Genomic DNA, 23,104 nt, shown 5'->3' on the forward strand with positions numbered 1-23,104 from the left:
TTACATAGAATTTACAAGATTTTTCCACCATTCCACTATAACATATAACCGTACAAGTTGCAAAAATAATCTGCTTGCATCTCTTAAAAACGAAGGCCTTTGGGAAAGCTGTTTTTCAAGGTCCCATTGACAATTTTTGCAAATCCCAGACCATTGCCAGCAACCGCTACCTGATACCAACCATTAGGCAAATCCTTGGACACTTCAAGAGGCTGACCAGCCACATAGGCGGTGAAATCATCCAAGCCAATGTCCACTCGTTTTTTCACCTCATGGCTATGCAGGGCAAGACCAAGGGCAAAACTTGGCTCGAAACGTTTCTTCTTGAAAACGCCCAGATGAAGACCATTTCGGGCAATCTTAACCTTGGATAAGTCTGGCAGACCGGCAGGCAAGAGATAGAGATTGTCGCCAAAGACCTGCAGGAGACCGTCCAACTGAACCCGCAACTGCTGTTCCGCAAACTCCTTCCAGAGCTGGCTTTGTTCCCGGTTGAGATTGGACTTGCCAGACTTGACTTTCTTGCTTCTTCCCTGACCGACATAGCGGAACTTGGCCACAAATTGCCCTTCCCCCTTGAAATGGTGCGGATACATACGAGCCGTCTCAGGACAGCCAATGCCCTCCACCATTCCATTTATTTTAGGAATATCCACCAACTCTAGATGAAATTCTTCTACTAACCAGGCTACAATTTCTTCGTTTTCCTCAGGCGACCAGGTGCAGGTTGAATAAATCAGTTGTCCCTGGGGAGCCAGCATCTCTATTGCAGACTCCAAGATTTCTCTCTGTAGAGCCGCACATTGGGCCGGGTAGTCCGCAGACCAGTACTGAATGGCATCCGGATCCTTGCGGAACATGCCCTCACCTGAGCAGGGGGCATCCAGAACAATCATATCGAAATAGGAAGGGAAAACCTTTGCCAAACGGTCGGCTGATTCATTGGTCACGATAACATTTCTGGCAGCAAACCGTTCAATATTTTCAGCTAAAATCTTGGAACGCTTGGCCGATATTTCGTTACTGACCAAGAGGCCAGTATTATCCAAATAGGAAAGCAGGTGGGTCGACTTGCCTCCTGGGGCTGCCGCCAAGTCCAGGACTTTCATCCCTTTTGCAGGCGCAGCTACTTGACCGACAATCTGAGCGGCCGGTTCCTGGGAATAGACCAGACCTGTCACGTGCTCAGGGGATTTTCCTGAAACTTTGCCATAGTAAGACCAGGGCATGTCCGGAATGGCATCCGCAAATTCCATCTGGGTCTCTTTAAGCGGATTGGTCCGAAAACCTGAAACAGCTGGCTGGTCAAAACTCTCAAAAAATGCTTGGGCTTCTGGTCCAAGCAATTCACTATATTTATCAATAAAATCTTGTGGTAAATTCATGATGTTAGATACCTTTTTACTTCTTCAACATTGGCGTCGGCCACCAAGAGAACATACTCCCGTCCCTGGTAAAGTGGCTGGTCATTTTCCAAACTCAGGAGACTGAACCCAAGGGCCTGACCAAGTATGGCTGCTGCCGCATAATCCCAGGGGTAAATATAGGAAGCGTAGGCCAGAAGACGACCCTTCAAAACCTGTAAAAAGCCGATTCCAGCACTTCCTACCGATCGCGTCCCCAGGGTTTGCTGGGCCAAATCCCGCAAACCATAGGCATTTTCTGCATAAATCTTGGCATTGAGCCCCAGCAAACTGTAGGCAAAATCCTTCTTCTGGGGAGCAGGCAAGAGTTGGTCATTGAGCTTGACAGGGTAGTTAGCACCACCATGCAAAATCTCATCATTCATGAGGTCGTAAATGACCGCAAAAATCCCTTTTCCTTCTTCAAAATAAGCCAGCATAATGGCAAAATCCGCCTTCTGCGCGATAAAATTCGTGGTCCCGTCAATTGGGTCGATGACCCAGACATGACCAGTATCAATGCTGGAAACATCGCCACCTTCTTCACCCAAGATATGGTCGTCAGAATAATGCGATAAAATAGCCTGACTGAGACGCTCCTGGATAGCCATATCCACATGGGTTACCAAGTCCTGGGGATTAGTCTTTGCAGTGATTTCCAACTGGTCGTCCAGATGTTCCAGGAGAAAGTCCCCGGCTTCCTTGACAATCGTCAGGGCAAACTGATATTTAGCGTCCAAGTCTGACCACCCCCTTCTGCCTTTCTTGGGCAGCCTTGACTACACGGTAGCTAGAGTAGCCAGAAACATCCTCAAAATCACGGTCAATTTGCTTTTCTTGGGCCTTACTGGGAACCACTTCCTTGAAGGCACGGTAGGCTGTCAAAACCTGTCCTGCATCAGCTCCCTTTTCATAGGCCAGCTCCACCTGATTCAAAAAAGAAAGCACGGAGGAAATCTCCTCTGTGCTCCACGAAAAATCAAGTGGATATGAATAATTTTTGTTCATATCAATTTATCCTATTTCTGCTCGCAATGTAGCATTTTTTAATTCTTGTTTACGGTATTTTCTAGGAAGGAAGGCACGGATTTCATCTTCGTTAAACCCAATCTGCATCCGCTTTTCATCCAAGATAATGGGACGACGCAAGAGACTCGGATAGGTTTCTATCAATTCAATCAATTGACCAATGGACAGGTCATCGACATCCACATTCAACTTTTGAAAAACCTTAGAACGTGTCGAAATGAGGTCATCCGTTCCATTTTCTGTCAAGGCTAAAATTTGCTTAAGCTCGACAGCAGTCAGCGGACTGGTCATAATATTGTGCTCAATAAAAGGGACTTCATGATTGGTCAACCATGTACGCGCCTTGCGACAACTAGTACAGCTTGGCGATAAAAACAAGGTAATCATCTGTTTCAGCTCCCTTCTACATTCCTAATCACTTATATTATATCGCAACTTTAGAACGTTTTCAAGGCTATTCCTGGATTTATTCCTCTTTCTTAATCAAAATGTCGATTTTTTTCTCCAACTCCTGAATCTTCAAACCTTGTTCCTCGATTTTGGCAAGGAGAATATCCATCTTGGTCTCGCGCTCATTGTCGGTAAAAAAGCGGGTAATGGTCGAGGTCACCATACCGAAGGTGCAGATGCCAATCAACATCAGGAGGATGGCCATAATTTTTGAAATAGTATCCGTAGGAACAATATCCCCGTAACCAACCGTTGTCATGGTCACAATAGACCACCAGAGGGCATCAAAGAAGGACTTCTTCTCGATGATAGACAGGACCCCACTGGCCACTAGGACAGCTGATACATTGAGCATCAGAACCTTGGACAGGCTATTGGTGTGGAGGAGCTTATTGAGCGTGTCCCAGAAACGATTGGACAGGGCAAAAATGCGGGCAACCTTGACCAGGCGAAAAAGCCGCGCCAGCCGACCAATCTGCAGGAAACGAAAGACCGAATCGAAGGGAATAATGGCAATCAATTCTAAGATATGGTCCTGTATGTATTGCAGATTATCTTCTGCATAATAAAGCTGAACGAAATAGTCCACTACAAAAATGAACCAGAGGCACCAATCCAAGGTCTGAAAGCCAGAATTATACACAAGGCTGGTATCCAGTAGTTCCAAGACAATCAAAAGAACGTAGGCCAGGGCCAGATAGGTCATGACCTTTTCATAAATAGGGTGTTGGACCCATTTTTTAATCATGCTGCCCCCAGTTGAGTGAATAGGCTTCATCACTCTTCATCTGCTCCATCAGAGCCTCAATGCCATCAAACTTAATCATGTCACGGATTTTTTCCAACCAGAAAATAGTCATGCTTTCTCCGTAGATAAAGTCTTCAAAGTCAAAAATATGGGCCTCAATCCGCAGTTCAGTCCCATCAAAGGTGACATTTTTCCCTACGCTGGTCATGGCTCGGTAACGTCGGCCACCGACCTCTACATCTGCTACATAAACACCGTCCGACGGCAGATGAACTCTATCGTAAGGAGCCAGATTAGCGGTAGGATAGCCAATAGTTCGACCCCTAGCATCCCCGTGAACAACCAAGCCTTGAGTCGTAAAGGTGTGACCCAACAATTGATTAGCCAGGGTGACATTCCCTTCTTTAATAGCTTGGCGAATGCGGGTGGAAGAAATTTTTTCACCGCCCATGGTCACTGCCTCCACAACCTCAACCCGACCATCAAACAGTTCTGCCAAAGCCGTAACATCTGCTCTGCAATTGCCAAAATGATAGTCGAAACCTGCCACCAAGACCTGAGCCTTGAGCCCCTTGATGTAGCGTTCTACAAATTGCTCCGGCTGATTGCTGGCAAATTCACTGGTAAAGGGCGTCAAAAATAGCCGGTCTACACCATGGTCTGCCAAGAGCTGGTAGCGTTGCTCCGGGCTGGTCAAATGAAGGAGTAAGTCCGGCGAGAAGCGGGCAAAAGCCAGCTTGGGTGACTCAGGAAAGGTCAAAACCGTCACGGTCAACCCCTCTTGATCCGCTATTTTTCTGGCCCGCTGCAAGAGTGCCTGGTGGCCCAGGTGAATCCCATCAAAATAACCCAAAACCAGCACCGTAGGCTCCTGCTGGTTCAAATCCCTGTAATCATTTATCTCTATAATTTCCATAACAGTTTATTTTATCATATTTTTGGACGAAATCTAGGCAAAAACCTTGCTTGGTTTGTAGAGGTCGTCTCGTTTTTCAAAAACAGCAATCAACTTGTCCTCATATAAGCCAGCTACTCGGTCTGCACTGGCATCCAATTGTAGAAAACGGCCAAAGCCAGCATCTACCACCTGCTCTTCATTCAAGGTCACAATCGGCAGGTCACCAATGCCTTGCTCAATGGGACGAAGGAAGGAGAAATCATCTCTAGCAACCAAGGCCGCTATTTCCTCCAAGGTCAGTGCGTCATCCAGGCACATGCCTGCTGAACCAGTCCGCTCCAATTTGGACATGTGGCTGGCATAACCTAGCTTAGCACCCAGGTCCACAGACAGGGTCCGAACATAGGTTCCCTTGCCGCATTTGACACGGAACGTAAATCTGGCACAGCCGTCTGACAGCTGAATAGGGCTAGTGCGTTCAAAGCTGTAAATGTCCACCTGGCGTTGGGGACGCTCTACCTGCTCTCCTGCTCGTGCATATTCATAGAGCTTACGGCCATTGACCTTGACAGCTGAGTACATAGGCGGAATCTGGGTAATCCGACCGACAAAGCTAGCCATAGCCTCATCCACTGCCTGCTCTGCTATTTCCAAAACAGGCGTCGTCTCCAAAGTTTCCCCGGACGCATCTTCTGTCGTAGTCGAGTAGCCAATGGTAATCTCGCCCTCGTAGACCTTGCCCTCCTCCTGCATGAACTCAATCATGCGAGTAGCCTTGCCGACCGCAATGGGCAGAACACCTGTCACATCTGGGTCCAGGGTCCCGCCATGGCCAATTTTCTTTTCCTGTAGGATCTTGCGGAGCTTGAAAACCGCATCATGACTGGTCATGCCAGCCTCTTTTTTCAAATTGATAATTCCTGAAATCATAGATTTAATTATACCATAAAAGGACCGCTCTTGTGAGCAAGTCCTCGCTTACTTTCTAAGAAGCTGTATTTACAAGTAAATGTCATTTAGAAAATTTCCTTAGTTAAAGGTGTTGAACTGTAAATACAGGTTCTTAAATTCCTGACTAGCCAATCATCCCTAGCAGATACTGCAAGAGGAGGGAGATACAGGTAATGCTAATCCAGCAGCTAGCCCCCAGCAGAATGGCTCTTCCACCTGTCCTGAGCAGATGAAGCAGGTCTGTCTTAAGTCCAATCGCTGCCATGGCCATGGTGATGAAGAACTTAGACAAATCCTTGACGGGCGCAAAAATTGCTTGAGAATAGCCCAGACCAGTCCAAATCGTCGTAAAAAGACTGGCCCCAAGGAAAAAGAGGATAAAGGTCGGAAAGACCGTTTTGAGCGAGAAATCTGACTGGCTGGACCGAGCTTTTTGGGCTTGCAGAATGGCCAGAACAAGAGTAATCGGTATGATGGCCAGAGTTCGTGTCAATTTGACTGTTACACCTGTATCTAGGGTCTGACTTCCCAGCTGGTAAAGATTATCCCAGGTGCTTGCTGCCGCTGTGACAGAGGAGGTATCATTGATGGCAGTTCCTACAAACAAGCCAAATTCTTGACCCGATTGGGTGGAAAATCCCAGGATTTGTCCTAAACTGGGAAATAGCAGTGCTGCCAAGAGATTAAAGAAAAAAATCACCGAGATGGCTTGGGCAACCTCTTCATCCTTGGCCTTGATAACAGGCGCTGTTGCTGCAATGGCAGAACCCCCACAAATCGAAGAACCAACTCCGACTAGGATTGCAATCGGCGCTTCAATCGCAAAATACTTGTGCCCAAGATAGGCCACTAGCAGGGCTGTTGAAATCGTCGCAAGGATAATAGGCACGGACTGCTTGCCAGTCTCCCAGATGACACCCAGATTGAGACCAAACCCTAGTAGAATAACCGCATATTGCAATATTTTTTTAGATGTAAAGGCCAATCCAGCATCCAAAACATAGCTATCCTTGATAAAAAATGCTAAGACCAGTCCTATTATCAAGGCAAAGACTGCTCCACCAACCAGCGGAAATTGACTTCCCAGCCACTGACTGGCCAAGGCAATAATGGCACAAACACCGATACTAGCTGCTTTTTTCCTAAATTCCATCCTAACCTCCCCCAAAGGAAACTTTTCAAACATTATACTCTTTTTCTGTAAAAAATGCCTGGGAGGGATGATAAACACCTCAGGCCCATTAGAAAAGACCCGCACAAGCAGGTCTTGAATTTTAGGGGGCAGTTAATCTAGAGCGGTGACTTGGTAGTCACCCTCAATATAGAAAGTCGATGTCAGGCTTTCCTGCCCGTCATTGACAAGGATTTCCACACAGTTGGTGTCAACCAAGACCAGCAAGTCTGTCGCTTGGACAGTAACTGCTCGGCGAACCGTTGGCCACTCTTCTTCCCCAGCCTGCTGGATCTTGAGATGACTACGGTCAATATAGACTTCTTGGTTTTCCTTATCGTAACCAAATTGCAGGTAATCTTGGTCGCTTCCTAGTTTTAGTTCAAAACTATCTTCCAGTTTAAGAGAAAGCTTGCTTGGACCTTGAATAACTTGACCGATTTCAATATCCTTGAAAGCTTCCAAGACACTTGTTGGCAGAACTTGGTGCAAGCCGTTTTCAGTCTTCTTGAGAATACGTGGAAGGGTCATCTGACCGTACCACTTATGACCCAGGTCATTGGTCACCAACTTGCGACCCCAAGTGTGCATCCAGGCTACCATGACACGTTCGCCTTCTGGACCTTGGGTAGTCTGAGCTGCGTAGAAGTCATGTCCGTGGTCAATTTCCTTAAAGGAATCTGCCACAAAGACCTTCTTATCCCAGTCCACATGACCTGTCACAAAGATGTTGGAGTTGATATTGATAAAGTCATTCTCATCTTTTTGGTAACGCATGGGAGAGATAATCAGGTACTCTTGACCGTCCACTTCAAAGTAGTCAGGACATTCCCAGACAAATCCTTGGTTAGCCTCACCTTTCAAGAAGATAGACTCAAATTTCCAATCCGTCAGGTTGGGAGAGCTGAGCAAGACGATACAGCCGACATTGTCCTTATGCTTGGTTGCGACAACAGAGTAATAGTGACCATCTTTCTCAAAAATCTTCGGATCGCGGAAATCATTTGCGATCACTTCTTCTGGCAGTCCATCTGCTGTTGCGACTGGATTCTGCTCGATTTTTTCAAAGTGAATACCGTCAGTTGAGAAGGCCATGTTCTGAACTTGGCTAACTGTCCCATCTTCATTGTTGATATGACCAGTATACATGAGCCAGAGGACATCATCTTTGACAATGGCAGAGCCCGAGAAACAGCCGTCTTTATCGTAAGCTTTATCCGGAGCTAGGGCAACTGGAAGTTGTTCCCAGTTGACCAAGTCCTTACTTTTTGCATGCCCCCAGTGCATCGGTCCCCAAACACTCTCGTAAGGGTTGAATTGGTAGAACAAATGGTATTCTCCACGGAAGTAGATAAATCCATTGGGGTCGTTTATCCAGCCTGTTTCTGGTGTTAAATGGGCTTGCGGTTTGAAAATCGGATTGACATTTCCTTTTTCTGTCTGAATAAATTGATTGGCTTTATCAACTGTTTTCACAGGCAGCCTCCTTTTAAATTACTGATTTGCTTTGTATTGATCGTAGTATTTTTGCTTGATAGCTAACCAGTCAGAAAGACCATAGCTTTCCAACTCTTTCAAATAGCTATCCCACTCTTCTTCGACACCGCCGTTAACAATCCATTCTGCACGTTTGCGGTAGATGAAGTCGTTCATGTCTGCTTCAACTTGGGCAATCTTATCCAAATCTTCTTGTTCCATGAAGACACGAGGGTAGATATCATCGTTGGTCACATAGTCAAGATAAGTAGCGTGCATCAAGTCCAAACGCCATTTAGCATCGTCTGGCATGGTTGTTACAGTACCATAGTATTCATCAAGAATAGCAAGCGGTCCACCAACTTCTGTCTTCTGACGCAATTCGCCTGGAGCTGTACCATTCAATGGTAAGTGCTTAAGACTGTTGGTTGCTGTATCAAGTTCAAAGATGTTTTGTTGGGTTTCATCACCATAGGTACCCCAGTTGTTTTGAACAGATTGGAGCGGAGCATATTGAGCGTCAATCCATTTAGCCGTCAACTCCAAGTTTTTGTTAGCTGAGGTGATAACCATACGGTCACGCTGGAAGCCCATGCCGTTGGTACGTGTGATGTGCTTGGTACCATCTGGTCCTGCCAATACTGGCAAGATGTCATAGGTCTCATTCATACCAGTGATATTGGCCTTGTCCCATGTGAAGTACACACCATAGAGGTTTTCACTACCTTTAGCAAGATAGGTATTCCAGTCTTGCTCAAAGGCTTCTGGGTCAATGAGGCCTTTTTCTTGAAGGGTACGCATGAACTCAACACCTTCTTTGTAGTCTTCGTTGTCTGCTGTAAAGTCAACGGTACCGTCATTGTTTACGACGATATGGTCATCGTTATCACCGACACCAAAGGCACCAAAGAGAATCTTGAAGTCTTCGCCGCCGTTACCGTTGACAAAGGACATTGGGATTTCATCCGCCTTGCCGTTACCGTTAGGGTCCTTGGTCTTGAAGGCTTCAAGAACCTTAATCAAGTCATCTGTTGTTTTTGGCATGTCAAGACCGAGTTTGTTCAACCATTCTTTGTTAATCCAAGCAATGTCGCTGACAGTATGGATAGACTCCTTGCCTTCACCTAACTCTTCAATCCATGGGAATGAGTAGATATGACCGTCTGGTGCTGTGATCATAGAGCGGTATTCTGGATTTTCGTCCAAAATTTTCTTGAGGTTTGGCATATGCTTATCAATCAAGTCTTCAACTGGTACGATAACACCTTGTTTAGCCCAGTTCATCAATTCCACATCTGAAGCCCCGTCATTATGGATGGCATCTGGCAAATCACCTGAAGCAATGTCCAAGTTCCGCTTTTCACCAAAGTCAGACTGGTAGTTGGTCCATTCAATATGAACGCCAGTTTCTTCCTCTAAACGTTGGAAAATCAACTTGTCATTTGGATCAGCTGGAGCTAGGGGGGAGCTAGCTGTCATAAACTTAAGCGTAACGGATTTTTCAAGCGGGAATTGAACATCTTTCAATTCATAGTCAGGGCTTGATGCCGTATTTTTTGAGCCACAAGCAGCCAACAAGACGGTACTTGCAAGAAGCGTAATAACTGTTTTTCCAAATTTGTGTTTCATCAGAAACAACCTCCTATATTTGTAAATTGATTTTTTAGAATATCTTTCAGTTTCCTTTTATTACTAGCTCTGAAGGTTTTGTGAACCTTTAGAGGTGGGGAATAGAGGGAACTACGTTCCTATCAAAAAGCTGAATTCTGTACTGAAGTACGGCATAGCGAGTTCAAATAATACATGATTATTTGAAGCTGGAGATAAGGAAACGAAGTTTCCTCTTTCGTCGACGTAAGAAAAGAGAAAATGAAAGATATTTATTAACCTTTTAATGAACCAGCCATGATACCCTTATCAAAGTATTTCTGGAAGAATGGATACATGACAATGAGTGGCAAACTTGAGATGACAATGGTCGCATACTTAATCATTTCTGCGATTCGTTTCATTTCATTCATGGCAGCCTGGGCTCCAATCATGTCCTTAGCAGGCTCGCTTTGAATGAGGATTTTACGAAGTACTAGTTGGAGTGGCTCCAAGTCTGGATCCTTGATGTAAATCATAGCATCAAAGTAAGAATTCCATTGACCGACAAAGGCATAGAGGAAAAGTACAAACATAATCGGTTTTGCCAGCGGAATCATGATTTTCCAGAAAATCTGAAATTCATTGGCACCGTCCATTACGGCTGCTTCTACCAACTCATCTGGCAAGCCTTGGAAATAGGTCCGTGCCAAGATGATATTCCAAACATTGACTGCACCAGGAATAATAATAGCCCAGACGGTGTTCAACATTCCCAAATCTTTGACTAAGAGATAGGTCGGAACAAGCCCACCGCCGAAGAACATGGTGAAAACTAGAAAGGCATTGATCCATTTTTTTCCAACCAAATCCTTTTTTGAAAGAGGATAAGCAGTCATGACCGAAATGGCTACAGTCACAAAGGCAAAGGAGAAGGAATAAAAGAGGGAGTTGAAGAATCCACGTAGGATAGACTTGTCTGAAAATACCCGTTGGTAACCTTCTACTGTCCAGTCCTTTGGATCAAAGCTAATTCCCTTGCTGACCAAGGCCTGCGGATCCATAAAGGAAGCGACTAGGATATAGACCATGGGCACAACTGTTATGAGAACAAGAAATGCCAGCAAGATTTTATTGACAACCATCATTCGCTTGTCAAATTTTGTGTACATTTGTGTATTCATACGAACCTCCTATAAGCCTTGTCCATCATTGATTCGTTGAACGAATTTGTTCACTGCAATCAGGAGAATAATATTGATAAGTGCGTTAAATAAGCCAACCGCTGTTGAATAAGAGTAGTCACCTGACACCAAACCGATTTTATAGACATAGGTTGAGATGATTTCAGAACTGGTCAAGTTGAGGGAAGTCTGCATCAGAAAGGCTTTTTCGTAACCAACGTTCATGATGCCCCCTGCTGCTAAGATAAACTGAATGACCATAACTGGTTTCAATGCAGGCAAGTCAATGTGCCAGATTCGTTGGAAGATATTGGCACCGTCTAGCTTAGCCGCTTCAATCAAGGCTGGATCAACATTGACCAAGGTAGCTGTGTAAAGCGTTGATGCCCAGCCCATTCCCTGCCAGATACCACTGAGAATATAGAGAGGTCTGAAGTAATCAGGATTCGTTAGGAAGTTGGCTTCTAACCCAAACATACCTAGGATTGAATTGACCGGTCCTCCTACTGAGAAGAATAGGAAAATCATACCGACGATGACCACGACTGAGATAAAGTTTGGAGCGTAGAGCACCAACTGAATCCGTTTTTTAGCCTTATCGCTCAATAGTTGGTTGAGCATGATGGCCAAAATAATGGGCGGAAGAAATCCTAGGAGCAGGCCGTAGACACTCAATTTCAAGGTGTTGGCAAGCAAGGTACCAAAGTTCGGAGAAGAGAGAAACTTAGTAAACTCTTCAAACCCAATCCACTCACTACCTAGAACACCTTTTAAAGGGTTATAGTCTTTAAAGGCAATCAAGACCCCGTACATAGGGATGTAACGGAAGATGAAAGTCAAGACTAATCCAGGTAGTAACATCAGTAACAAGAGCTTCTGCTGCTTGATTCTATCTAATAGACTAGCTTGTTGCAGTTTTGATGTTTTCATAAGAACTCCTTTTTGAAACGTTTCAAAATTTTCTGTTTTAGAAAGAGGATGAACTCCTCTATTTTTTGAAACGTTTCATTTTTCTTGTAAAAATAAAACCAACTGTTTATTGATGATTTTATTCTAACATTGTAACCGTTTTCTGTCAACTACTTTTTTAAAAATCTTTTGTCGTTTTTCCTTCTAGGTAAGAAATTGGTAATGTAACTTGGAGAGGGCGCTCCCTTTTCTCAATAATGTCGACTAAACAGGCAACTGCTTCTTGGGCCATGTCCTCCAATGGCTGACGAATGGTAGAAAGTTCTAAAGAACGTTCACTTGCCAACTGAATACCGTCATAGCCAATCACCTGCACATCTTCTGGAACCCGTCGTCCCAGTTTTTCCAAAACAGCAAGTGTGTCTAGGGCCGTAAAATCATTGATGGTGAAAATGGCATCAATTTGCGGGTTGGCAATCAAAAATTTCTCTACTTCTCCAACAAAATCATTATAGGGTTCTTCCAAATCGAGAACATAGCAGGGATAGCCAGCTTCTGTGATTCGTTTTTCAAAATAAATTCTGCGTTTTTTGGTTTCGTTGATGGTTTTATTGTGCCCACCAATAAAGGCAAAATGGCTACCACCTTTTTCAATCAAGGTGTTCGCTGCTAGTTCTGCACCAGCTTGGTTGTCCGAGCTGACACAGGCAATGGCCTTGTTTTCATAGGTGCGATCGATACTGACAAAGGGGATATTGGACGATAGATAATCGTCAATCGGGCTATAGGTGATGGCGATAATGCCGTCCACTTTATTTTGTTGCAGCATAGTCAGATAATCCAGTTCCCTTTTTGGACCAGAAATATTGCAAAGGAGCAACTTGTAATTTTTCTTACTCAGCTCCACTTCGACATGATAGGCAAACTCTCCAAAAAAAGGATGCCAAACAGTCGGAATAATCAAGGCGATGGTTTCGGTCTTGTTCTTCTTCATGCCACGGGCGTAAACATCTGGAATGTAATTCAATTCCTTAATGGCTGCATTGACTTTTTCAAGAGTAGCTTCCTTAACGCCTGGCTCATTGTTAATAACTCTTGAAACTGTCCCAACACTTACACCAGCAACCCGCGCAACGTCTTTCATGGTGATTGATTTTTGCTCTTCCACAAACGGCTCCTTTCCAAAACATTTTTTGAAACGTTTCAATATTTGATACTAGGATATCATTGATAGCGTTTTCTGTCAAGAAAAAACAAAATAGACCAGCTGAGCCAGTCCATTGAGTTTAACAAAATCTAATTATTTCTTTTTCTTTCTTTTCAAATAATCAAATAAATCCAACAAACAATAAGGAATAAGATAAACAAAATAAGCTAGAAAGAACCATCTTGAATCAAGATTGCTAAAATACAAAGCAACCAAAACTAGAAGAGATAATACTAAATAGAAATTCTTATTTTTAAATAGTTTGCTCATTGTTATTTCCCCCTAAGTCCGTGAAATGTTTATAGCCTTTTGTTTTAAATAGAGTAGTCCATTCCTTACGATTTATACATCTTCTTCATCGGGTGCTTGGCAATGACTTCTGGGTGATTGTCCAGTGCTGCCTGGCCTTTTTCGGTCAAGGCGTAGCCACGAACCTTGAAGTAAGGTGCCAATTGTTCCTCCGTCAAATGGTCTTTGAGGGCTTGATTAACTTCTGACGCCTTCATTTTCGACAAACCTGTCACACCTTCCGCCTTGAGAATATTTTTCTTGGCCGTTGAAGTAATGTGATCCAGCGACTCAAATGCTGTTTCGACGCGGGCATAGCCATCCGCAATCAGTTGTTCCATATGGGCAGGACCGTCAATCCCATAGCTGTACTCAAAATACTTGGAATAGGGCGTCGTCGTTTCAAAAGAACCTAGACTAATGCGCCAGAGCAAGATAATATCGCCCGGCAAAATTCCCTCTTCCAGACGGACCATATTGCGCTTGGGAACCGGCTTGGGTTCTAGCAACCATTGACCCAAATCGCGTTCATGAGAAATATAAGGCTTGACCTCATGGTCTTTATACATTTCCTCAATGCGTTTCTCAAATGACATGTTCTCTTCCTCACCAAACTTAAACTTCTACTCAATTATAGCCTATTTATGGGCATAGGACAAGAAGAACTGCAGACTGTTAGGCACCAACCATAATCTGCCAGCAGATACCAAATTGGTCCTCAAGGTTGGCATAGGCAGGAGCCCAAGGTGTTTCCTGGTATTCAGCAATAATCTTCCGTACATCCCGGCTCAATTTCTCGTAAATACGTCTAGCATTATCCGCCGTATCCACCACAATAGAGGCCGAAAAATTGTAGCCCTGTCGGTATTCAAAGGCAGGATTTTCATCCGAAATCATCAGTCGATGCTCTCCGACCACTAATTCAGCGCTCAAGAGCAAATGTTCGTGCTCCTTGGGACAAGGATGGACAAAGTCTGCCCATTTCTTCAGATTACAGACCTCAGCCTGCAGGGCATCTTGGTAAAACTGGACCGCTTCCACCCCATTTCCATTCGTTACTAGATTGATTTCTAGCGCTTGTATCATTTTGACATCCTCACATTGATAAATAAGCATCCTGCAACTTCTTCATTATGCAAAACGGCAATTCTTATTATACAATTTTTGTAGAGAATTTCAAAAATAAACGAATTTCAGATAATTAAAGTTAATTCATAAATATTGAAATAATCAACTTTTTATCGATATTTATTCAAAGATTAACTAAAAATCATTTGTAGATATTTAGTTATTTTTAATCAAATAAAATTCCTGCTAGCCAGAAGATGACTGCAGGACCTTGGTCTAATCTTGTCTTTTAAACTGGAGCAAGCGGTTGCCTTGGAAGGTCAATTCTCCCTGGTCACCTTCAGCAAGCAGGGCATATTCCTCAGGCTTGACACGAAACTCCCTGCGCTCCTTCTGCCATTCAAAGGTCACATAGTAATTGGTCCTAGCCATTTCATTGCCAAAGATATGAGTGCGCTTGGACACTAGCTTGGCCTGCCGAATTTCCACCGGAGACTGGTTATTGCGATGCCATTCCAAAAAATTTCGGACGATTTGATAGACAACAATCCCCAAAATAATGGTGGCAACTGCATAAATGAATAGCATAATTACATCCACACTTCCACCTGGACCTAAAAGATTGTCAAACATAGTAGATACTCCTTTTACATTTATAAGAATAGTATATCATAATTTGAATGGCCAGGAAATTGAATATTGACTAAAATCATGATAAAATGAAGCATAATTTTGAAATGAAAGTGATGATACAAATGAAAAAACTACTTTTTCTAGGCCTTGCTAGCAGCCTCCTACTGACAGCTTGCGCCAACTCAACAACGACACCAAGCAGCACTGAAGAGGCTAATTCAAGCTCTACCCTGCAAACAACTTCTGACTCGACAGCAACCAGCAAATTCAAAAAAGACCTGGCCTACGCTGTCAACAATCCTGACGCCGTTTTTCCACAGTTGATTCCAGAGGTTGCTGACAATGAGGCCCTGGTCAAGATAAAAACAACCGAGGGAGACATCACCATCAAGCTCTTCCCTGAATTGGCCCCTATGACGGTGGAAAACTTCCTGACCCACGCCAAAGAAGGCTACTACGATGGTACGATTTTCCACAGGGTTATCAAGGACTTTATGATTCAAGGCGGAGATCCCCTGGGCAATGGTACCGGTGGCGAGTCCATTTGGGCTGGCAAGGGGACGACCAAGGATGCCGGCTATGGTTTCAAGGATGAAATTTCTGCCTTCCTCTACAATATCCGTGGCTCTCTTTCCATGGCCAATGCTGGTGCGGGGACAAACGGCAGTCAGTTCTTCATCAACCAAAACACAACCGATATGTCCGGTCAATTGGCTGGCGCAGGCTATCCTGAAAAAATCCTACAAGCCTACAAAAACGGGGGCAATCCAAACCTGGATACCAAGCACACCGTCTTTGGTCAAGTTACCGAAGGCATGGACGTTGTGGATAAAATCGCCGCTGTAGAAACCGGCGAAAACGACAAACCCAAAACAGATGTGAAAATCGAAAGCATCGAAATCCTGAAAGACTACACCTTCCCGACAGAATAGACCAAAACCCAGTCGACGACTGGGTTTTAATCTTTCTCCAAAAAGGCAATCAATGTCTTGGCAGAACGTTCGCCTGCCTGGATGATAAATTCATCAAAGGTAATATTAGCATCGCCTTGAGCCGTGTCGCTCATGGCACGAATGACCAAGAAAGGCTTGCTCAGATTGACTGCTGCCTGGGCAATGGCGGCTCCTTCCATTTCAACAGCAAGGACCTCTGGAAAATGTCCTTTGATGGCCGCAATCTTATCAGCACCTGCAATAAAACTGTCTCCTGTTGCGATCAGACCCACATGGCTGTCGATTTCCTGCTCTGCCAAAACGGCTGTCACCTTCTCAAGCAAGGCCTGGTCAGCCGGGAAATACAGTTCCTGCCCTGACATTTGCCCATAAGCATAGCCGAAGGCTGTCAAATCCACGTCATGGTAGGCTAACTTGTCAGCCACTACCACATCACCGATTGAAATGCCCTCTGCCACTGCACCAGCCGATCCTGTATTGACAATGGCATCAACCGCAAAGCGGTCCACCAAAATGGCCACCGACATGGCTGACATGACCTTACCGATGCCTGACTGGACCAAAACTACCTCATGCTGGCCAAGTTTGCCTTGATAATAGGTTCTGCCAAGCACTTCTGTCTCGACTGGCTCCTGCAAATAGTCCACCAAAACCTTGAGTTCCTGGGGCATGGCTGCGATAATTCCAAATTTCATAATCTCTCCTACCAAAAAATAACCGCTACGATAAACAGAAGAACAAGAATCACTACCCAAAACAAGATTGTATTGACCTTGCTGCGAAAGGCTTCGCGCTTATTGGTCTCAATCCGTCGGCTTTTAACAACCGAGGGTTGGACAGGGATGCGGATGGTATGCCCTTCTACATAGCCCTCGTATCCTTCCTCGTCCAGATAGTCCTGAAAATCATCTGGTTCCAAATAGACTTCCTTATCCGGATTGTAATGGCCAAACTGACTGGTATCTTCCAGTTTCTGACCCTTCTTAAATCGTTTTAGTATTTCATCTGTCAACAGGGGCTTGCCCATGTTTAGACCTACTTTCTCATTAGTTGTGCATATTGAATGGCCATGATGGTCTTGGCGTCGCAAATGTCACCACTTGCCACCAAGTCCAGGGCCTGATCTAAGGTCACTTCATAGAGCTCGATGACCTCGTCCTCGTCCATGGGACGGGGATTTTCTACCTTGACCAGATTTTCAGCCAGATAAAGATAGATGCGCTCGTTACAAAAACCAATAGCAGAATAGAAGTCTGCCAAGAGGGTCAGCTTGTCTGTCCGATAGCCGGTTTCCTCTTCCAATTCCCGCAGGGCTGCATCTTCTTGTGTACATTCTTCACCCAGTTCCAACTTGCCAGCGGGGATTTCATAAATAGCGCGTTCAATGGCCTTGCGATACTGCTTGACCAGGATAATCTTACCTTCCGCTGTCAGAGCCAGCACACAGACTGCTCCCTTGTGGAAAACCAGCTCACGCTTGCTGATTCCGCCATTTGGCAGGGCAACATCATCGACAACGACGTCAAAAATTTTGCCCTTAAAAATCTCTGTCCGCTCAATAGTTTTTTCTTCAAAGTTCATGAAAAACTCCTACTTTTGACTAGGGTGGAAAGGAAAACGTTTGGCAGAGCCTTCCTTATTTTCCTGGCGACCGCGACCGATTCCAATCGAATCCGTCGGAACATCTTTGGTAATGGTTGAACCTGCTGCTAGGAGAGCATTATCGCCAACAGTTACCGGTGCAATGATGGTTGAGTTTGAGCCGACAAATACACCATCACCAATCACTGTCTGGTACTTGTGTTGCCCGTCGTAATTGGCTGTAATCGTACCAGCACCGACGTTGACATCTTTTCCGATGGTTGCATTACCGAGATAAGTCAGATGACCAATCTTGGACTGTTCACCGATTGTCGTAGCTTTAACTTCAACAAAGTTGCCGACGTGGGCATCTTTACCCAGAATGGACTGAGGACGGATATGGGCGAATGGCCCCACTGTCACGCCTGTTTCAATGACAGATTCTTCAATATCGGAGTTTGTAATAACCACATCCGCTGCAATCTTGGAATCACGAACTCGGGTGCCGTTGGTCAAAACTGTCCGCTCACCGATGGTCGTTGCGCCCTTGAGGACAACATTGGCCTCGATGACTGCCTCCGTACCGATTTCTACGTCAATGTCAATGTAAGTCGCATCTGGATTGATAAAGGTTACGCCGTTGATCATGTGTTTTTCATTGATCCGCTTGCGCATAACAGCTTCCGCCGTCGCAAGAGCAATACGGTCATTGACCCCCAAACTCTCATCAAAATCACGGAGGATATAGGCCCCGACCTTCTCACCAGCCTGACGGAAAATAGAAATAACATCGGTCAAATAGTATTCCCCTTGGGCATTGTCCGTGTTGATATCCTTGAGAGCCTCGAAGAGACGCTTGTTGTCAAAGAGATAGGTACCTGTATTGATTTCCTTGACCTGTTGTTCGAAATCGCTGGCATCCTTTTGCTCAACGATTTTCAGAACTTCGCCGTCAGCGTTACGGATAATGCGACCGTAGCCAAAAGGATTGTCCGCCTGAGCTGTCAAAATCGTCGCCACGTTCTTATGACTGATGTGGAAGCTAATCAGATTTTTCAAGCTCTCACCCGTAATCAAAGGTGTGTCACCTGCGATAACCAAAGTCTGGCCCTCAAGACCTGCTAGAGCTGGCTCCGCCATCATGACTGCATGGCCTGTTCCCAACTGCTCTGATTGCAGGGCAAACTCGGACTGACCTTCAAGGACCGCTTGGACCAATTCTGCCTTGTGACCCACAATCGTCACGGTCTTGGCAGGATTGACAGCATCCACAGCTCGCTTGACATGCTCCAACATGGTGATGCCTGCCACCTTATGGAGAACTTTTGGCAGGTCTGACTTCATACGGGTTCCCTTGCCCGCTGCTAGGATGATTGCATAGTTGTTGCTCATGATTTACTCTCTTTTCATTGATACTGCTACCATTATAGCAAATTTTGATTGTTTTGGAAAATGGCAGAGCAAAAATCAAGTCTGCATTGAATAAAGAAAAAGAGGTCGAAACCTCTTTGAATTTATGGAGCCATTTTCTATAGGCCAGTTCGGATAACAAAGTGGCACTAAAAACTGCTAGTAACATAGTGAACCAATTATCTGGTAAATCGAGCAGTCCGAAAAACATACCAAAGACGGACAAAAATATAACTATCATCATCAAATAGTCGCTTCATCTGGTCATCCTCCTGGCCAACAATTAAAACAAGTGGACACCTCGAAAAATATCTGTCCGTTCCTTATCTGTCAAGCTTTTTAGTTCTTCCCAGACAGGTTTTTCCTCGTCTGTGAAACGCAGTTCTGTTCCCGATAGACTAGCATCGGAAACAGCTTGAACCAAGCCCTGCAAACTTATTCCCAGAGCTATCCCCTCGCCCTGCACTACTTCAGCCCGAGTCTGGTCAAGGGTTGCAGTCAGCTGTTTTGCCGTTTCAGCACCGATTGACTCTGCCTTACCAGCCAGTATGGGTTTCAACTGGTCCAACAAACCAAGCACTTTTTCTTTGTCCATAAAGACCTCCTTGTGAATCTTTTATTTATATTTATTATATCAAATCAACAAAAAAATACAAGGAAATACAGAACGTAGACAAACTAAACTCTGGATATATAAACTGAGTAGCTCTGCTATGAAAAAATAAAAATTAAGTTTATTTTGCGAGCGGAGTGAGCCCTAAGTCGGGACTTTCTGCTGTGATGAAAACGCTAGAAACGTTGTCGTTTCTGGCGTTCGGAGTCATTGAGACCTTAGGCTCAATGACTAGGTATGGAATTCCGAAGGAAGCTCAAACAGTCTGGGAGACTGTTTGAGGAGTAAACCCAGAAACTAGAAAGTTTACTACCGTCCGACATCACCTCAGGAAAGTCCGAAAAGAGACTTTGTCTACAAACTCGGAAATATTCTCTATTTTGGATAGACTAATTCAAATTCTTCGCAGACCACCAGCATATCTTCAGAGAAGGTCAGACCTCCCTCTTCCAGCCAAATGGTGAAGAGTTCCTCATGAACCTGACGCCAATAGGACAGACTACGATTACCCTCGCCTTCTTTAAAAGCATGTTCTTCCGTCACTTGCGAAAAAGGGGCAATATAGACCTTGGTCGTTTCGATAATGCAAACGGAATTACCTTGGCTATCCAGAATGATGTCGTAACCACCAGTCTGTGGAATTTCTTCCCCTTCTAGTTCGTAAAGTGGGTAAGCAGAGCTGGTTGCCGTCTTGATTCCACGCGCCACTAGGTCTGCTAATTCATCTGGTACTGCACCAAAAGCCCAAGCCTCTGGCTCAGGGCCCGCCTGCGGATTGACGGTCAAATATTCTTGCCATAATTGTGTTGGAATCATCATTTCTCCTTACTTTCTAGCCAACTAGCTCTGGTCAGACGGGTCACATGCTCCGTCCGAACCTCACCAATCAGCGAACACTCAACATTCTCCAGCTTGTGATGATAGGTAAAACCACACTTGACCTGGGCACGCCTGGATTGCTCATTGCCCTCAAAATAGCCACACCAGACAGTTTCTAATTTTAGGGTTTCAAAGGCATGGTAGAGCAGTTTTCGGATTGCCTCTGGAACCAAACCTTGTCCCCAATAATCACGTCCTAGCCAGTAGCCTAGCTCCGCTTCCTTATCCGAAGTCGTCAGTTTACTAGCACCTCCAATCATTAAGCCAATAGCACCGACAGGCTTTCCAGTAATCTTATCTACAAGAGCATAGGTTTCTGGTTGGGTAAAGACCGTCTCGATAACGTTCCGACTTTCTTCTAAGGATTGGTGGGCTGGCCACCCTGCACGCGGTCCGATTTCAGGATGCGAGGCCAGAGCAAAGAGGTTCTCCGCATCATCCACCGTCCAAGGACGGAGCAATAAACGTGGTGTTTCTATCATAAAATTCTCCTATTTAAAAACTCTAACTGTTGATAATCTGCCCTCTACGCAGCAACCAGTTCATCCCAAACAATTCTCTACTTCTCAAGACTGAGTTCAACGGCCAAGCTGCTTGTTTCTAAATTACCCGGCAGGAGCAAAATCATCCCTGTCTGGGTCATCCTGCCAATGATATTCTGCCTGTCGGGCAATCTGCTCAGCCAGTTCCTGACCAAATTGGTCCCGCACAAAACTGAGCGCCATATCCATGCCCGCGGAGACACCTGAAGAAGTGTAATACTTCCCTTCACGAACCCAGCGTGCCTGTCTCTTCCAGTTGACCGCTGGACCTTGACTGGTCACCCAGTCAAAAGCAAGTTTATTGCTGGTCGCCTCCTTAGCATCAAGCAGACCCACTTTTGCTAAGAGGACGCTGCCAGTGCAAACAGACAAAACACATGATGCCTGCTAAGCCAGTTGTCCTAAACTGGTCAAGAAGGCTTCATTTTCAACCAAGGTACGGGTTCCCCGACCACCCGGTAGGAGCAAAACGTCAATAGGACTAGTCAAATCAAGAGGCTGAGTCACCAATTCCACTTCCTGACGATTGCGGACTAGCCCACCAGCTAGAGACTGATAGGAAAAGTCAATAGCTGGAATACCAGCCAACAATTCCACCGGACCAAATAAATCCAAGGTTTCAAAATATTCAAATACCAAGGCGACACATTTCATGACTGACCCTCTTCCTTTTTCTTCCATAAGAACAGACATATGACGCTGGCTACTGCCAAGCCGACGATTAGAAATTTGACTGGATGCGCCATTTGCCAAAAACTCTCACTGGTCTGACCATGTCGATTAGGCAGACCAATGGTGAGGAAGAAAGCCAAGAAAATCAACTGACACCAGAGCGCCGATCGGATAAATGCCAACTTCTTTTTCAACTGCTGCTTTGGCACTTCAAACAGATAGAATGACATCAGATAGGCATTCAAAATCAACAAATAAACCAAGGCGCTGGGCAAGCCCCACCAAAATTTGGTAACTAGCAATAACACTATGGGAACAAGCAGGGTCTTGACCAAGCCTAGTAAAACATTTTTCATCATTTCAAACTCCAACCACCGTCGATGGTGATGATCTGGCCTTGCATGGAAGCCAGTTTACCAGTAGCCAGCATGAAGGTCAGCTCTGCGATTTCGCTGGGCTGGGTCCAGCGTCCGATAGGGGTCTGGTCTGCCACCCAGTCCGCTAGGCCACCAGGCTCAAAATCGGCAGCCGTCATACCTGTCTGAACCGCGCCCGGTGCAATGCCAAACACTTGGATATGGTCCTTGGCGTAATCCAAGGCTAATTGCTTGGTGAAGCCTGCTAGAGCGTGCTTGGAGGCTGTATAGGCAGAACCCCCGCCACCAGCCAGACTAGAGGCAATGGAACACATGGTAATGATGGTCCCCGATTTTCTAGCCACCATTTTTTCCAAATAGGGGCGGGTCAGTCTAGTCACAGAGAAAAAGTTGACGGCGAAGAGTTGCTCTAATGCTTCATCGGTGACTTGCAAGTGTGGCTTGTAATCATCCAAAGCGCCAGCTGTGTGAAGGAGCAAGTCGACTTCCTGACACCAGTCAAATACAGGCGATAAATCGCCTGTCAGGTCTAACTGTAGAAAGTGGAAATCGCCTACCAAATCAGGCTTGCTGGCCTGATCAATCCCGTAGACACGCCAGCCATTTTCCAAAAAAATCTTCGCCTGTGCTAAACCAATGCCGCTGGAAACGCCGGTGATGAGGGCCGTCTTAGTCATGGACTTCCACCCAGTCGGTCGCAAGGACATCGCAAGGGGTCGGGCTCCACATGGAGTAGCCTTCGCCCTCGCCAGTCACGTTGATGAGGAAATAGGGCGTCGCTTCTAGCTTTTGGCCGTTGACCTCGATGGTGTCAAAGAGCTGGACGTAGTTCTCCGCCCCACCCCAACCTGTGCGGACGTACTTTTTCTTGGCCTTCAAGCCTGGTAAAATTTCTTCAAATGTCATGGTTTTCTCCTTTGTTGTCTATAAACGTTGATTTAATAAGGTTTCTAGCACCTTGTATTGAGTTAATTTTGTAATTTGTTCACCTTTATGTGAAGTTACAGTGATTTGTATCTATCCAACCGTTGAAAATACAATCTTGTTGGTTTATCAGGAAAATAGAATATATCCA

General features: G+C 45.1%; 27 protein-coding genes and 1 pseudogene. 1 reads left to right on the plus strand and 27 read right to left on the minus strand.

Annotation, left to right across the window (positions count from 1 at the left end):
* Positions 1-83: 83 nt before the first annotated feature.
* The 16 genes from NQZ91_04120 to NQZ91_04195 form a co-directional block, all read right to left on the minus strand.
* On the minus strand, positions 84-1,385 hold the full coding sequence (locus NQZ91_04120) for an RsmF rRNA methyltransferase first C-terminal domain-containing protein (GenBank protein ID UUM58561.1): 1,302 nt from the start codon (positions 1,383-1,385) through the stop codon (positions 84-86).
* On the minus strand, positions 1,382-2,143 hold the full coding sequence (locus NQZ91_04125; GenBank protein UUM58562.1) for an inositol monophosphatase family protein: 762 nt from the start codon (positions 2,141-2,143) through the stop codon (positions 1,382-1,384). Before NQZ91_04125 ends, NQZ91_04120 begins: the two co-directional genes overlap by 4 nt.
* Positions 2,133-2,411, minus strand: a complete 279-nt coding sequence (locus tag NQZ91_04130) for a UPF0223 family protein (GenBank protein ID UUM58563.1) — start codon at positions 2,409-2,411, stop codon at positions 2,133-2,135. Before NQZ91_04130 ends, NQZ91_04125 begins: the two co-directional genes overlap by 11 nt.
* A 6-nt stretch (positions 2,412-2,417) precedes the next feature.
* Complete coding sequence (locus NQZ91_04135) at positions 2,418-2,819, minus strand: Spx/MgsR family RNA polymerase-binding regulatory protein (GenBank protein UUM58564.1); 402 nt, start codon at positions 2,817-2,819, stop codon at positions 2,418-2,420.
* A gap of 79 nt (positions 2,820-2,898) precedes the next feature.
* Positions 2,899-3,630: a potassium channel family protein gene (locus NQZ91_04140; protein UUM58565.1), complete on the minus strand. Its 732-nt coding sequence runs from the start codon at positions 3,628-3,630 to the stop codon at positions 2,899-2,901.
* Positions 3,623-4,546: a bifunctional riboflavin kinase/FAD synthetase gene (locus tag NQZ91_04145; protein ID UUM58566.1), complete on the minus strand. Its 924-nt coding sequence runs from the start codon at positions 4,544-4,546 to the stop codon at positions 3,623-3,625. The genes NQZ91_04140 and NQZ91_04145 overlap by 8 nt, the downstream gene beginning before the upstream one ends.
* A 33-nt stretch (positions 4,547-4,579) precedes the next feature.
* Positions 4,580-5,458 carry a tRNA pseudouridine(55) synthase TruB gene (gene truB, locus NQZ91_04150; GenBank protein ID UUM58567.1) on the minus strand — a complete coding sequence of 293 codons (879 nt, stop codon included), beginning with the start codon at positions 5,456-5,458 and terminating at the stop codon, positions 4,580-4,582.
* A gap of 145 nt (positions 5,459-5,603) precedes the next feature.
* Positions 5,604-6,632, minus strand: coding sequence for a YeiH family protein (locus tag NQZ91_04155; GenBank protein UUM58568.1), 1,029 nt, complete (start codon positions 6,630-6,632; stop codon positions 5,604-5,606).
* Positions 6,633-6,764: 132 nt separating this feature from the next.
* Positions 6,765-8,126 carry a glycoside hydrolase family 32 protein gene (locus NQZ91_04160; GenBank protein UUM58569.1) on the minus strand — a complete coding sequence of 454 codons (1,362 nt, stop codon included), beginning with the start codon at positions 8,124-8,126 and terminating at the stop codon, positions 6,765-6,767.
* A gap of 18 nt (positions 8,127-8,144) precedes the next feature.
* The gene (locus NQZ91_04165; GenBank protein ID UUM58570.1) at positions 8,145-9,755 is read right to left on the minus strand and encodes an ABC transporter substrate-binding protein; all 1,611 of its coding nucleotides are present in this window, start codon (positions 9,753-9,755) and stop codon (positions 8,145-8,147) included.
* A 254-nt stretch (positions 9,756-10,009) separates the two neighbouring features.
* Complete coding sequence (locus NQZ91_04170) at positions 10,010-10,897, minus strand: carbohydrate ABC transporter permease (GenBank protein ID UUM58571.1); 888 nt, start codon at positions 10,895-10,897, stop codon at positions 10,010-10,012.
* 9 nt (positions 10,898-10,906) lie between these two features.
* Positions 10,907-11,827 (minus strand): ABC transporter permease subunit, encoded by a 921-nt coding sequence (locus NQZ91_04175; protein UUM58572.1) that lies wholly within the window; start codon positions 11,825-11,827, stop codon positions 10,907-10,909.
* A 157-nt stretch (positions 11,828-11,984) separates the two neighbouring features.
* Positions 11,985-12,974 (minus strand): LacI family DNA-binding transcriptional regulator, encoded by a 990-nt coding sequence (locus NQZ91_04180; protein ID UUM58573.1) that lies wholly within the window; start codon positions 12,972-12,974, stop codon positions 11,985-11,987.
* 374 nt (positions 12,975-13,348) lie between these two features.
* Positions 13,349-13,897: a hypothetical protein gene (locus NQZ91_04185; GenBank protein UUM58574.1), complete on the minus strand. Its 549-nt coding sequence runs from the start codon at positions 13,895-13,897 to the stop codon at positions 13,349-13,351.
* Between the two features lie 79 nt (positions 13,898-13,976).
* Positions 13,977-14,387 (minus strand): VOC family protein, encoded by a 411-nt coding sequence (locus tag NQZ91_04190; protein UUM58575.1) that lies wholly within the window; start codon positions 14,385-14,387, stop codon positions 13,977-13,979.
* A gap of 258 nt (positions 14,388-14,645) precedes the next feature.
* Positions 14,646-15,002 carry a DUF2500 domain-containing protein gene (locus tag NQZ91_04195; GenBank protein ID UUM58576.1) on the minus strand — a complete coding sequence of 119 codons (357 nt, stop codon included), beginning with the start codon at positions 15,000-15,002 and terminating at the stop codon, positions 14,646-14,648.
* 122 nt (positions 15,003-15,124) lie between these two features.
* Here NQZ91_04195 and NQZ91_04200 point away from each other — a divergent pair, with 122 nt between their 5' ends.
* On the plus strand, positions 15,125-15,934 hold the full coding sequence (locus NQZ91_04200) for a peptidylprolyl isomerase (GenBank protein UUM58577.1): 810 nt from the start codon (positions 15,125-15,127) through the stop codon (positions 15,932-15,934).
* A gap of 26 nt (positions 15,935-15,960) precedes the next feature.
* On the opposite strand, the gene NQZ91_04205 is transcribed toward NQZ91_04200, so the two are convergent.
* The 11 genes and pseudogenes from NQZ91_04205 to NQZ91_04255 all read right to left on the minus strand — a co-directional run bounded on the left by NQZ91_04205 (position 15,961) and on the right by NQZ91_04255 (position 22,935).
* Positions 15,961-16,650, minus strand: coding sequence for a 5'-methylthioadenosine/adenosylhomocysteine nucleosidase (locus NQZ91_04205; GenBank protein UUM58578.1), 690 nt, complete (start codon positions 16,648-16,650; stop codon positions 15,961-15,963).
* 8 nt (positions 16,651-16,658) lie between these two features.
* Positions 16,659-16,982 (minus strand): cell wall synthase accessory phosphoprotein MacP, encoded by a 324-nt coding sequence (gene macP, locus NQZ91_04210; GenBank protein UUM58579.1) that lies wholly within the window; start codon positions 16,980-16,982, stop codon positions 16,659-16,661.
* An 8-nt stretch (positions 16,983-16,990) separates the two neighbouring features.
* Positions 16,991-17,536: an NUDIX hydrolase gene (locus NQZ91_04215; GenBank protein UUM58580.1), complete on the minus strand. Its 546-nt coding sequence runs from the start codon at positions 17,534-17,536 to the stop codon at positions 16,991-16,993.
* 9 nt (positions 17,537-17,545) lie between these two features.
* Entirely contained in the window at positions 17,546-18,928 is a 1,383-nt protein-coding gene (gene glmU, locus NQZ91_04220; GenBank protein UUM58581.1) for a bifunctional UDP-N-acetylglucosamine diphosphorylase/glucosamine-1-phosphate N-acetyltransferase GlmU, read from the minus strand.
* 301 nt (positions 18,929-19,229) lie between these two features.
* Complete coding sequence (locus tag NQZ91_04225) at positions 19,230-19,541, minus strand: hypothetical protein (GenBank protein ID UUM58582.1); 312 nt, start codon at positions 19,539-19,541, stop codon at positions 19,230-19,232.
* Positions 19,542-19,934: 393 nt separating this feature from the next.
* Complete coding sequence (locus NQZ91_04230; protein ID UUM58819.1) at positions 19,935-20,375, minus strand: ASCH domain-containing protein; 441 nt, start codon at positions 20,373-20,375, stop codon at positions 19,935-19,937.
* A complete protein-coding gene (locus NQZ91_04235) occupies positions 20,375-20,920 on the minus strand; it encodes a GNAT family N-acetyltransferase (protein ID UUM58583.1) in 546 nt (181 codons plus the stop codon). Before NQZ91_04235 ends, NQZ91_04230 begins: the two co-directional genes overlap by 1 nt.
* 123 nt (positions 20,921-21,043) lie before the next feature.
* Positions 21,044-21,634, minus strand: a pseudogene (locus NQZ91_04240) (DJ-1/PfpI family protein).
* A complete protein-coding gene (locus NQZ91_04245) occupies positions 21,631-22,011 on the minus strand; it encodes a hypothetical protein (protein UUM58584.1) in 381 nt (126 codons plus the stop codon). The pseudogene NQZ91_04240 and the gene NQZ91_04245 overlap by 4 nt, the downstream one beginning before the upstream one ends.
* On the minus strand, positions 22,008-22,706 hold the full coding sequence (locus NQZ91_04250; protein ID UUM58585.1) for a 3-oxoacyl-ACP reductase: 699 nt from the start codon (positions 22,704-22,706) through the stop codon (positions 22,008-22,010). Before NQZ91_04250 ends, NQZ91_04245 begins: the two co-directional genes overlap by 4 nt.
* A complete protein-coding gene (locus NQZ91_04255) occupies positions 22,699-22,935 on the minus strand; it encodes a DUF2829 domain-containing protein (GenBank protein UUM58586.1) in 237 nt (78 codons plus the stop codon). The genes NQZ91_04250 and NQZ91_04255 overlap by 8 nt, the downstream gene beginning before the upstream one ends.
* Positions 22,936-23,104 lie beyond the last annotated feature (169 nt).

It is taken from the genome of Streptococcus suis, assembly GCA_024583055.1.
Classification (GTDB): Bacteria; Bacillota; Bacilli; order Lactobacillales; family Streptococcaceae; genus Streptococcus; species Streptococcus suis_V.